Consider the following 12,259-nt stretch of genomic DNA (forward strand, 5'->3'; position numbering starts at 1 on the left):
TCTCCTATAACAGCCACTACTTCCCTATGCGGTACACCCATTTTAGCTCCAATAGCTGCCGGAAGCGCAAATCCCATAGTTCCTAAACCGCCGGAAGTTACCTTACTGCGTGTTTGATTGAATTTCGAATACCTGCAGGTCACCATCTGGTGCTGCCCTACATCTGAAACTATCACCGCGTCACCTTTGGAGCAGGTATTGATCTCATCGATCACCTCGGCCATTCCTATTTTTCCGCGTTCAGCGTTAAGGTCATTTCTGATGATCTTATCAAACTCTATATCATATAGATCTTTGAATTTCTGATGCCAGGCTTTGTGCTCCTTCTCCTCTACAAGATCAATCAGTAAGGCCAGGGTTTTATTCACATTTCCTAAAACAGGAATATCTGCTTTTACATTTTTATCGATCTCGGCAGGGTCTATTTCCAAATGGATAACCCTGGCCTGTTTGGCATATTTCTCCAGATTTCCGGTCACCCGGTCGTCGAAGCGCATCCCGATTGCGATAAGCACATCGCATTCATTGGTAAGCATATTCGGGGCGTAATTTCCGTGCATTCCAACCATTCCAACATTAAGCGGGTGGTCGGTAGACAAGGCCGAAAGTCCCAGAATAGTCCAGGCAGCCGGAATTCCGGTTTTTTGCACGAGTTGCTTCAGAAGCTGTTCTGCACCCCCAAGGATCACCCCCTGGCCAAAAACGATAAATGGCTTTTTAGCCGAATTGATCGCTTCCGCAGCATTTTCAAGCTGTGGCATACTAATCTCTGGTTCGGGTTTATAACTTCTGATTCCCGAACACTTCTTATAACTGAATTCCAGCGAAGCGAACTGTGCATCTTTAGTGATATCGACCAACACCGGCCCGGGTCTTCCCGACCTGGCGATATAAAAAGCCCTGGCCATGATCTCAGGGATCTCTTCGGCTTTAGTGATCTGGTAATTCCATTTTGTAACTGGTGTTGAAATTCCCACAATATCGGTTTCCTGAAAAGCGTCGCTTCCCAGCAAATGCGAGCCCACCTGCCCGGTGATACATACCAATGGAGTAGAATCTATCTGGGCATCGGCAATTCCGGTGACCAGGTTGGTAGCTCCGGGGCCCGATGTGGCCACTGCCACTCCAACTTTCCCCGTTACCCTGGCATAACCCTGAGCCGCGTGCGCAGCGCCCTGTTCATGACGCGTGAGGACGTGGTGAATCTCTTTCTGGTACTTGTACAATTCGTCATAAACAGGCATTATCGCTCCTCCCGGGTACCCGTAAATGGTTTCCACTCCCTCTTCCAATAAACACTTTATCACGGCTTCAGCTCCTGAAACCGTTGTCGTGGCAGGGGTGGTAAGCTTTTCGAAACTAGCTGTCTTTACTTCCATAATTCACCTTGTTAAAATTCATCGGTCACGCAGCCTTGTGAGGCTGAGGCAACCGTTCTTGCATATTTGTAAAGCACCCCTTTGCTGAATTTAAGCGCGGGAGCTTTCCAGTTTTTCTTTCTTTCTTCTATTTCTTCCTCGCTTAATGCGACTTCAATCCTGTTGGTTTCGGCGTTGATGGTGATCTGGTCTCCATCTTTTAGAAAAGCGATGAGTCCGCCTTCCTGGGCTTCGGGAGTGATGTGGCCTACCACAAACCCGTGGGTCCCGCCTGAAAATCTTCCGTCGGTGATCAAAGCCACGTCTTTACCGAGTTTTGCGCCCATTATGGCTGAAGTTGGTTTAAGCATTTCAGGCATTCCCGGACCGCCTTTCGGACCTTCGTATCTTATTACCACTACGTCTCCTTTTTCCACTTTTCCTTCGGAAATCCCATCATTCGCGGCATATTCTGAATCGAAAACCCGGGCCTTACCCGTGAATTCCAAACCTTCCTTGCCGGTGATCTTGGCCACCGAACCTTCTTCTGCAAGATTTCCGTAGAGAACACGAATATGTCCGGTCTTCTTGATAGGATTATCCAGATCCCGGATCACATCCTGCCCGGCCTCCAGATCTGGAACTTCAGCCAGATTTTCAGCTAATGTTTTCCCGGTTACGGTTAAGCAGTCGCCGTGCAGCATTCCGTTTTGCAGCATATATTTTAAAACAGCCGGTATTCCGCCTATTCTGTGAACATCTTCCATCGCATATTTTCCGCTGGGCTTGAGATCGGCCAGAAAAGGCGTGCTGTCGCAGATCCTTTGAAATTCATTCAGACTGAAATCCACTTCCGCCGATTTCGCAATAGCCAGGAAATGCAGCACTGCATTGGTGGACCCACCAAGAACGGTAAGCAGCCTGATAGCATTCTCCAGAGATTTTTTAGTGACTATATCGCGGGGTTTGATATCTTTTTCCAGCAGCAAGCGCATGGCTTTTCCTGCTTGGATACTTTCGGTTTTTTTCAATTCATTCGTGGCCGGATTTGAGGAATTATAAGGCAAAGACATTCCCAGAGCTTCAATGGCCGAAGCCATAGTATTCGCGGTGTACATCCCGCCACAGGCACCGGCACCGGGACAGGCTTTTTCTATTATACTTTCGTATTCCTCCTTGTCTATATCGCCGGCAGTCTTTGCCCCCCAGGCTTCGAAGGCGGAAACCACATCCAGTTTCTTCCCGTTATGGCATCCGGAAGCAATGGTCCCCCCATAGACCAAAACAGCCGGACGATTAATGCGCAGCATCGCCATAAGCGCGCCGGGCATATTTTTATCGCACCCCACTACCGTCACCATCCCATCGTAAGACATTGCGTGCACCACGGTTTCCATCGAATCAGCTATGATATCGCGGGAAGGAAGAGAATATCTCATCCCGGGGGTTCCCATCGAGATTCCATCGCTAACCCCAATGGTATTAAAGATTAAACCAACCAGTTCTGCATCTGTACAGCCCTGTTTTACCAGTTTTGCCAGATCGTTAAGGTGCATATTACAGGGATTACCCTCGTACCCGGTACTGGCGATCCCTACGAAAGGTTTTTTAAAATCTTCTTTGGTAAGACCAATGGCGTGCAACATAGCCTGAGAAGCCGGTTGCGAATCGCTTTGTGTTAAAATTTTACTGAATTTATTAGGCATTGCTTTTTTCTTCTTTCACTTATGAAAAATTAAAAGTAGCCTGATAAGATTTTGATCTGCGTATTTAAACCGGTGCTTAATTACTTTCAGAAAGTTTTAAATGCTATTAATACCTTGATTTACAGTATTTTATCCCTTTTATAATTACGATAGCTGAAAACATAGCTTTTTGAAGATACAATTCTTCCCTGAAATTCCTCTGCATAGCAGCAGGAACAGGGAGTTTAGAAGATTCTTATTCTGAAGAATATATTTTGAAAAATGAGGTTTTTTATATGGAATTATTGAGAATTCAATAATGAGGTTTTCCTTTGGAAATTGAAATGACAAATTACTCCAAACAAAAGATCGCCGCGCTTCGTTGCTCTTCGCTCGCGATGACGAATTCAGTAGGCTGTGATAAAAACAATGTCATTGCGAAGGAACCCAATGAAAATGGGAGACTGAAGCAATCTGTTGTAATCAGTTCTCCGTTCTGAGTTGTCACGGTATAGACTAAATACTTGGATTCTTCCAAACGAAAGATTGCCACCCCCTGCTGCCTCGCAATGACGCTAATATAAACTGCTCTTTCAGAATGATCGAGATACCTATCGTGACTGAAAATTGAGAACTGAAAACTACTTTTTCTTCTTCAGCGAATATAAATCTTTCCTGCGGTCTTTCATATTTCTTACACTTCCGAAGTTATGGAGTTCCTTAAGCAGATCCAGATCAACGTCTACCAGCAAGGTACTTTCCGTGTTCGGGGTGGCTTCGGCTTTGATACCGTTTACGGGGAAGGCGAAGTCTGATGGTGTTAACACCGCGCTTTGCGCATACTGAATATCCATATTATTTACCTTAGGCAAGTTCCCGACTGAACCGGCCATAGCAACATAACATTCATTCTCGACGGCTCTGGCCTGGGCACAGATCTTCACGCGGGAATATCCGTTTTGGGTATCGGTCATAAATGGTACAAAGAGAATATTCATTCCCTCTTCGGCAAGGATTCTTGAAACCTCCGGGAATTCTATGTCGTAACATATCAAAACTCCAACTTTTCCACAATCGGTATCGAAAGTTTGGAGTTTGCTACCGCCTTTCATACCCCAGGCAGATTCCTCAGCCGGAGTGATGTGCAGCTTCTCGTAGCGCTCGTAAGTTCCGTCGCGACGACACAGAAAGCCTACATTATACATATGTTCCCCGATTACCATCGGCATACTTCCGGTGACGATGTTGATGTTATAGGTAATAGCGAAATCCTGGAATGTTTCCAGCAGGCGTTCGGTATAGGTTGAAAGTCCGCGGATGGCTTCAGGTTCGTTCAAATGATTGAACTCAGCCATTAGCGGCGCGTTGAAAAGTTCAGGAAAAAGAATAAAATCACTCTGATAGTCGCTAACCGCGTCAACAAAGAATTCTATTTGGGAAACCAATGCGTCATAATCTTTGAAAAGCCGCATCTGCCATTGTACCAACCCAAGCCTGACCACCGTTTTTGGAGTATCAATCAGCTTTTTAGTTTTGGTGTAGTAGATGTTATTCCACTCCATCAGCACTGCGTATTCCTTGCTCTCAGTATCGCCGGGCAGGTAGCCCTTGATCACCTTTTTTACGTGAAAATCGTTGGAAAGCTGAAAAGACAAAACCGGATCGTGGATCTCCTGGAGTTTTACTTTTTCAATATATTTCTTCGGAGTTAGTTCCTGGGCATATTTGGCGAAATTAGGAATCCTTCCTCCAAAGGCGATAGATTTCAAATTGAGCTGTTCACAGAGCTCTTTTCGGGCTTCATATAAACGACGGCCCAAACGCATTCCGCGGTATTCAGGGTGAATAAAGACATCTATCCCATACAGCACATCTCCATTATTGGTATGGGTAGAAAAATTTTCGCCGCCCGTAATCTCCTCATAGGTATGGTTCTCGTCGAATTTCTTGGAGTCTATGATAATTGCCAAAGCGCAACCTGCGATCTTATTATCGATTTCGATACAAAACTGCCCCTCGGGAAACTTGTTCACAAGATTCCTGATTTCATCTTTGCTCCAGTATTCATCAGGCATCTTTTGATAACTCTTTATCATAGAGACCTTGAGTTCCTGGTAATCTTTTAATCTAAGATTTCGGAGGTCTATTTTAGGCGTTTCATTCACAATAATAAGGTTTTACAGCCTGCGAAGATACTGCGGAAATTAATGCTTTGAAAGCGCTAATTCTTAAAGAAGATTAAAATATTAAAAAGCCTCGTTTAGATTTGAACTTTTTATATCAGGTAAATTTTATGCTTTATAGCGAAAAGTACCAGGCCAATACGGCTGCGCACATTGAGTTTATTGAAAAGGCTTTCGCGGTAACCGTCTATGGTTTTCGGACTTAAATTCATCTTTGCAGCAACCTGTTTATAAGTCATTTCAGAACAGGCCAGGCTTAGAAACTCCATTTCCCGTGCACTAAGGTTTTCAAAAGGTTTTGCCTTTCCGTGATTCTCAATGGCTTCAGAAACTTCATCGGTGTAATAATAACCTTCATAGATCATTTGCTTCAGTGCGTATCGGAATTCATCGGGATCTATGTCTTTCAGCAAATATCCGCGGCAGCCAAGTTTCACCATTCTAAAAATAGTTTCCTCATCATCCTCCATTGTTAAAGCCAGCACTTTTTGATCGGGATAATTTTCCTTGAGCCAGGCCATTGTTGCAGGCCCGTCCATAACCGGCATTTTAATATCCAAAAGTACGATATCGGGTTTTGGGCGGTTGGCACCAAAGAACTCTACGAGTTCCTGACCATTCTTATAGAGCCCGGAAACTTCGAACTCCCCAAAAGAGTTCACCAGGTTTTGTAAAGATTTCGCAAACAAATTGTGATCATCTACAATAGCGACCGTGTTACTCATAATTATTCTTGCCCCTTGGTTGGATAGGCTAAAGATAAGCAAGTTCCCGCACCTGGTGAAGAATCCAGCGAAAACTTAGTGTTTACCAGTATTGCCCTGCTTTCCATATTAAAGAGTCCGGAGTTCTTCGCGATGCTTTCCTTATCGAATCCCTTCCCGTTATCACAGGCTTTAATACTTATCTCTTCAGGACCATAAGCAATAGAAACATCCAGTTTTGAAGCCTGCGCGTGTTTGATAACGTTGGAAAAGAATTCCTGGAGTATTCTGAATAAAATTATGCTGTGTTGCTGCGGAATCTCCTGTTCTTCCCCTGAAACTTCCAGGCTGGTTTCTATAACCCCCATCCGCTGAAACCTTTCCAGTTCATTTTCTACGGAAGTGTCTAAACCGGCATAGCCAATCACCTGATTGTTCAGGGATTTTGAAAGCGAACGCACCTCCTGAAGCGAATTGGCGACGGTTTCTTTAATTTCCAGGGCTGAAGCTTTCTGGGTTTCCGGGAGGTTTTTGGAAAAAATATTCAGCTGCATATTGGCAACTGAAAGCAACTGACCAATATTATCGTGTAATTCCCAGCCTACGTTCTTCAAGGTTTGTTCCTGCATTTCTATACGCGAGCTGGCAATTTCCCGTTCAAAACGCTGTTCAGTTTCAAATTGCTCCTGCAGCATTTTGTTTTTTCGTCTTTGGTACACCACAAAGAATACGATCACAAAGGCTGTAAGCAAAAGGATGACTACTATAAAGTAGACTATGAGTAAGAGTTCTTCTTTAGAGAGCATTTTTTAAATTCTTAGGGTATATCTTTTTCTTGTTTGCCAGCCTTAAAAAAACAATACTGTAGAAACTATACATAAAAATATTCATTGCAATTAAAACAATACTACTAAGTTCAACAAATTCCGGACTTTTGGTTGTAAAATATTTATAATAGATAAAAATAGGAGTTGTTGTTAGAAAATATATGAGTGTAATAAAGGAAATATAAAAACTGATTTCCCTTTTGATGAAAAGAATTTTTGAACTCAATAAAATTTCAAAATAATAGTAGAAAATTACTCCTAGCAGTAGAAAAGTTCCCGTGAGATAAGTCACTACAGAATGACTTTTAAAAAATACATCTGAAAAAATCAAATTGGCAATACAGATAATAACATAGAGGATCAGGGCCCTATTGATAATTTGTCTTATTTTTTTATTTGAAATATTCCAGGTAAAATATAGAATATAAACCACAAAACTGATGATCGAATAAGGATTATAGAGCCAGAAATTGCTGTATAAAAAAGTGCTTTTAAGAAAATGTAAAGGCTCATTCCAATAAATTATTGCAGGGATGAACCCAATTGTTTCAACAAAAAATGTAAACAGCAAAAAATACGAGAAGAACCCAACGGCCTTATCGCTCGGGTTTTTCCGGTAATAATATAAACCGGATATTGCTGCAACAGCCTCAAGTAAAAGTACCAGAAATCTGAGATCTTGCATTAATAATTAGTTGAAGGCCAGTTTGAATTAAGCATCATTGGCATATTAGTTTGGTGATTAAGGCTCTTTATTTTACCCGACTTGTTTCAATCTCCTTTTTCCTGTTTTATTAAACATCCCTACCAAAAATTAATTCTAATAGATGAAAATGATTTAAATATTGGAAATACTCTGTCACTCAGTTAATATATTTAAAAAGTAAGGGTTCTTCCTTAGAGAGCATTTTTTTAATTCTTAGGGTAAATCTTTTTCTTGTTTGCCAGCCATAAAAAGGCAATACTATAAGAACTATACATAAAAATATTCAAACCAACTATAACGGATTTACTAAGCTTAATAAATTCCGGACTCTGAGAAGTATAATATTTATAATAAATCAAGATAGGAGTAGAAGTTAAAAAAAACAGGAGTGCCACAAAGGAAATATAAAAACTAATCTCCCTTTTGATGCTTAATATTTTTGAACTCAATAAAATTTCAAAATAATAGTAGAAAATTACTCCTAGCAGTAGAAAAGTTCCCGTGAGATAAGTCACTACAGAATGACTTTTAAAAAATACATCTGAAAAAATCAAATTGGCAATACAGATAATAACATAGAGGATCAAGCCCCTATTGATAATTTGTCTTATTTTTTTATTTGAAATATTCCAGGTAAAATATAGAATATAAACCACAAAACTGATAATCAAATAAGGATTATAAAGCCAGAAATTGCTGTACAAAAATGTATTTTTAAGAAAATGTAAAGGCTCATTCCAATAAATTATTTTGGGTATTGCAGCTAGCGCTTCTACAAAAAATGTAAGCAATAAAAAATAGGAAAAAAAACCGACCGCTTTATCGGTCGGTTTTTTCTGATAATAATATAAACCGGAAATGGCAGCAATACCTTCCAGGAGAATTACTAGAAAAGTAAGGTTTTGCATCAATAAATTGTTGGAGGATCACCACCCTGAACTATATTCATAGGCTCAATTTCATAATTATTGGGGTCAGAACCTTCTTCGGAAATCTCTGTTTCTCCCGTAGCTCCTTTAGTGGGTGCAAGAAAGATTGTGGAATAACTCTTTTTAGCGTTGGTTCGAGGATAAGCCCCCAAATAAAACCGAATTCCGGGTTTTTCCACGCCCTGCTCCTTAGATTTCTCCCGAACATAATCCAGGTATTCCTGTAATTCGTCCAGACTATACCAGAATTCGCGGGTATCTTCATAGCCCTGTCCACGTGCAATTTCCCTTCCTCGGGTCTTAACCCATTCATCCTGTTCCTTTCGCGCTTCTTCCACGCTGATACATTTTTTTGGTTTTTCCATAATATTGGTTTTTGTTTGGTTAACTTAAAATTTTGTTAAGCTAAAATTAGTGAAAAATCCTGGAGCTTAAAAAACCGGGAGCGAATACGAGACTACCACAGGTTTATAATAAAAAAGTGCCGTCTTGGTTTATCGAAGAACTAATTACCCTACCAATTAGTTTTTCACCTCAACGACACTTTTTTGCCCCAAAACACTTTAGCGAACTAAAATGACTAATACAAATGTAGAAGAAGGCCTAGTTGTCTACAAGGGGAAAAATCCCCTTTTTTATAAAAATTCAGTTTTTTTCCTAATTGGAATCAAAAACAAACTTTATCCGGTCATAAGTTTTCTTCTGCGCCAGGATGTTAAGGGAGTGCTCACTTAGCTGAAGTACCCTTGGATAACCGCCAGTTGTTTGGCAGTCCCGCATTAAAATGATAAGATTTCCTCCCGGGGTGAGTTGTACGGTTCCGGGCAAAACCGGTCCGGTAATGATGGGTTTCAATTCGTTTTCCAGTTTTTCACCAAGCTGCACCGCCATCCGGGAATTATTTTTACTAATACTAAAGTTGGTCTGTTGTAATTTAGTTTTTAATTCCTGCGGGACTTGTTCGAATTCAGGACCGGGAAAAACTTTGATCTCAAAAGTATCCAGGTAAGAAGGATCGAATTTCACTGATGCATAGGTTTCCTTTACCTCCCCTGAAACTGCTGAATAAGGCAACCGATGACTTTTTTCCAGTTTTTGAAATGCTGTAATTCCCTCATACCAGCTGCGGCTTTCCAGAGTCTTTTCGGTTTGAAAGCCACCTCCGATGGCAAGATATGCTCTTGATCCTTTCATCGGCTTTCCAAAACTGAGCACATCTCCGGCCTCTACTTTTATGACATCATTATTCTCTATTTCCGAATCGTTGAGTTTCGGACTGAGGTAAGCTCCACTAATCGCGATCTTAGTTGGAGCAGGAAATTTAAGTTTTGGGCCCATCTGGGTAATTTCCAAAACCGCGGCATCGGCCTTGTTTCGCAAAATGAGATTTGCGGTTTTTAAAGCCAGCCTGTCCATCGCTCCCGAAAAAGGAACTCCGTATTTCTGAAATCCGCGTCGCCCAAAATCCTGAATGCTGGAAAATAAACCCGGGTGTAAAACTTCGATCTCAGCCTTCATAGTTTTCCTTTTTAAGTTGAAATTTTTCTTCGGAAACCTTTCTCGAAATCTCCTCAAATTCCACTTTGGAAACTGAATAAAATTTCACCTTGTCTCCGGGTGAAATTTCACAAGGCGGGTCTGAATCTTTGTCGAAAAAATTCACCGGACAATTGCCTAAAATCTGCCAGCCACCGGGACTGGATTCTGGGTAAATTCCGGTCTGATTTTCACCTATCCCAACAGCCCCTTTTTCGATCTTCAAACGAGGCTCTTTTTTACGGGAAATTTGAAGCTTTTTATCCAGGCCTCCGAGGTATAGAAATCCGGGTAAAAAACCTATAAAATAAACCGTGTAAACCGGAGCGGTATGCAACTCGATTATTTGAGTTTTTGAAAGCTTTTTTTGTTTCGAAATTTCCTCCAGGTCCCACCCGAATTCTTCATCGTAACACACAGGAAGATGAAAAATTTGCCGGTTGGATAATTTTGTTATCTTAGCCTCGTCAAACAGCCGTTGTAAAGCTAAAACCTCTCCATAGACGTCTTCTATAGTAAATAGATAACTAATTAATAACGAGTTGTATGTGTTAGTTACTTCAACTTTTACTTCATCATAAAACTCTTCCAGCTTATTTTTGTAAAAAAGCAACTTTTCGAGCAGGTTTTCATCGATCACCGGCTCAAATTGAACCAGGATCGCCCGCTCCCCCATCGCCGATATTTTTGGAAATTCAGCCATTAAGTGTTCTTGATTTTAATATTTTTTTCAGCTAGTTTTTGGTGCAAATATTTCAAGATTTCAACAGAATTCGGGGTGTCACTATGCAGGCAAAAAGTGTTCGTATTGCAGCTGATTTCAACTCCATTTTCACACCGAATTTTCGCTTCAGAAAACATACCAAATAGATGCTCAAAAACGGCTTCTTTTTCGGTGATTAAAGCATTGGATTTTGAGCGGGAAACCAGGCTGTAATTTTCATTATAATTCCTGTCGGCAAAGGCCTCAAAAATCAGTGGAATTTTCCCATTTGCCATTTCAGAAATCACCGAATTATGAGGCACGAAAAGCGGCAGAATTTCATCGAATTCCAGCACCGAATCGATCACAATTTGAGCGATTTTTTCATCTTTTGCGGCATCGTTATAAAGTGCCCCGTGAGGTTTTATGTGGCTGAGTTTTGCCCCTTCGGCTTCGGCGATCTGCTTCAGGCTTAAAATCTGGGCAACCAGCGAAAGCTGAAGATCTTCCGCAGAAATGTCCAGGGATTTTCTTCCGAAGTTATTCTTATCGGGATAGGAAGGATGTGCGCCTATCTCCACATCGTTTTCAAGAGCGAGAGTAACGGTATGCTGCATCCTTTCCAGCGTACCAGCGTGACCACCACAGGCGATGTTACAGGCCGAGATAAGTGGCATCAGGTCGGCATCGAATTCGCCGCCTTCGCCCAGGTCGCAGTTAATATGAATTTCTTTCACACTTTTTGATTTTAGACAATTCAGTAAAGATCAAAAACTCCCGATCACACTTACAATGGCTTTTATCCCCAGGAAAACGGACAATGCGATCACCAGGATTCCCAAAATATTTTGCCAAACACTATTGCGATGCTGCCCCAGCACTGAATGTTTATTAACTATCCAAAATAAGAAAATAGCGATTACGGGCAATAGAATTCCGTTGGCAATTTGAGCAAACCGGATGATCTTGATGGGGTTGATCTGCAAAGACGAAAAGAAAACGCCCAGGATGAGCACCCCTGCCCACACCATTTTAAATTTTGCGGAAGCCATCCCGCCTTTCCATCCCAGAGAACCTTGCACCACGTAAGCGGCCGCCAGAGGAGCGGTGATGGAAGAAGTTATCCCTGCAGCTAAAAGTCCCAGCGCCATAAACCAGGTAGCGAATTTCCCGAAAAGCGGTTCCAGGCTTACCGCCATATCCGCAGCGGAATTCACATCGGTGATCCCGGCAGAGGCTGCTGAGATCAGGATCGCCATAGAAACCACACCTCCCAGGAGGATGGAAACCACCAGTTCTTTTCGGGCTGTTGGTAGAAAGGAAGAATCCTTCCATTTTTCACTTACCAGGGAAGCGTGCAGAAATAAATTATAAGGTACCACCGTAGTTCCCACAATGGCCATAACCGTGAGCAGGCCGGCAGCATTTGTGGTAGGAATAAAACCTTTTAAGACTTCAAAAATGTTGGGTTTGGTGAGGATAGCGGTAAGCACAAAACTGATACTCATTAGTAATACCAGCCCTATGAAAACTTTTTCAAGAGTTTTATAGCTTCCGGAGAAAAGCAAAAGAAAAGCGATAAAACCTATGAGCAGGCTCCACAGATTGAGCTGGAAACTACCCAGTTG

General features: G+C 41.8%; 10 protein-coding genes. All 10 read right to left on the minus strand.

From position 1 onward, the window contains the following. Window positions 1-1,379: biosynthetic-type acetolactate synthase large subunit (gene ilvB, locus ACESK1_RS08820; protein WP_372919821.1), on the minus strand; the 1,379-nt coding region annotated here is incomplete at its 3' end. An 11-nt stretch (window positions 1,380-1,390) separates the two neighbouring features. Further along, the gene (ilvD, locus tag ACESK1_RS08825; protein ID WP_372919822.1) at window positions 1,391-3,064 is read right to left on the minus strand and encodes a dihydroxy-acid dehydratase; all 1,674 of its coding nucleotides are present in this window, start codon (window positions 3,062-3,064) and stop codon (window positions 1,391-1,393) included. A gap of 620 nt (window positions 3,065-3,684) precedes the next feature. Next, a complete protein-coding gene (locus ACESK1_RS08830) occupies window positions 3,685-5,208 on the minus strand; it encodes a GNAT family N-acetyltransferase (RefSeq protein WP_372919823.1) in 1,524 nt (507 codons plus the stop codon). Window positions 5,209-5,318: 110 nt separating this feature from the next. Next, the gene (locus tag ACESK1_RS08835; RefSeq protein ID WP_372919824.1) at window positions 5,319-5,951 is read right to left on the minus strand and encodes a response regulator; all 633 of its coding nucleotides are present in this window, start codon (window positions 5,949-5,951) and stop codon (window positions 5,319-5,321) included. A gap of 2 nt (window positions 5,952-5,953) precedes the next feature. Further along, a complete protein-coding gene (locus ACESK1_RS08840; protein ID WP_372919825.1) occupies window positions 5,954-6,736 on the minus strand; it encodes a sensor histidine kinase in 783 nt (260 codons plus the stop codon). 1,634 nt (window positions 6,737-8,370) lie between these two features. Continuing rightward, window positions 8,371-8,757 (minus strand): hypothetical protein, encoded by a 387-nt coding sequence (locus tag ACESK1_RS08845; protein WP_093408515.1) that lies wholly within the window; start codon window positions 8,755-8,757, stop codon window positions 8,371-8,373. Between the two features lie 292 nt (window positions 8,758-9,049). Further along, entirely contained in the window at window positions 9,050-9,910 is an 861-nt protein-coding gene (locus tag ACESK1_RS08850; RefSeq protein WP_372919826.1) for a biotin-dependent carboxyltransferase family protein, read from the minus strand. Then, window positions 9,900-10,631 (minus strand): 5-oxoprolinase subunit PxpB, encoded by a 732-nt coding sequence (gene pxpB, locus ACESK1_RS08855; RefSeq protein ID WP_372919827.1) that lies wholly within the window; start codon window positions 10,629-10,631, stop codon window positions 9,900-9,902. The genes ACESK1_RS08850 and pxpB overlap by 11 nt, the downstream gene beginning before the upstream one ends. Next, window positions 10,631-11,368: a 5-oxoprolinase subunit PxpA gene (gene pxpA, locus ACESK1_RS08860; protein WP_372919828.1), complete on the minus strand. Its 738-nt coding sequence runs from the start codon at window positions 11,366-11,368 to the stop codon at window positions 10,631-10,633. The genes pxpB and pxpA overlap by 1 nt, the downstream gene beginning before the upstream one ends. A 30-nt stretch (window positions 11,369-11,398) precedes the next feature. Next, on the minus strand, window positions 11,399-12,259 hold an 861-nt coding region (locus ACESK1_RS08865), incomplete at its 5' end, for an NRAMP family divalent metal transporter (RefSeq protein WP_372919829.1).

It is taken from the genome of Salegentibacter sp., assembly GCF_041642575.1.
Classification (GTDB): Bacteria; Bacteroidota; Bacteroidia; order Flavobacteriales; family Flavobacteriaceae; genus Salegentibacter.

What these genes read in the sequence shown, in the direction of transcription:
- ACESK1_RS08850 (WP_372919826.1), bottom strand. Translation starts at nt 9,910, where the DNA reads ATGAAGGCTGAGATCGAAGTTTTACACCCGGGTTTATTTTCCAGCATT.
- ACESK1_RS08845 (WP_093408515.1), bottom strand. Translation starts at nt 8,757, where the DNA reads ATGGAAAAACCAAAAAAATGTATCAGCGTGGAAGAAGCGCGAAAGGAA.
- ACESK1_RS08840 (WP_372919825.1), bottom strand. Translation starts at nt 6,736, where the DNA reads ATGCTCTCTAAAGAAGAACTCTTACTCATAGTCTACTTTATAGTAGTC.
- ACESK1_RS08835 (WP_372919824.1), bottom strand. Translation starts at nt 5,951, where the DNA reads ATGAGTAACACGGTCGCTATTGTAGATGATCACAATTTGTTTGCGAAA.
- pxpB (WP_372919827.1), bottom strand. Translation starts at nt 10,631, where the DNA reads ATGGCTGAATTTCCAAAAATATCGGCGATGGGGGAGCGGGCGATCCTG.
- ilvD (WP_372919822.1), bottom strand. Translation starts at nt 3,064, where the DNA reads ATGCCTAATAAATTCAGTAAAATTTTAACACAAAGCGATTCGCAACCG.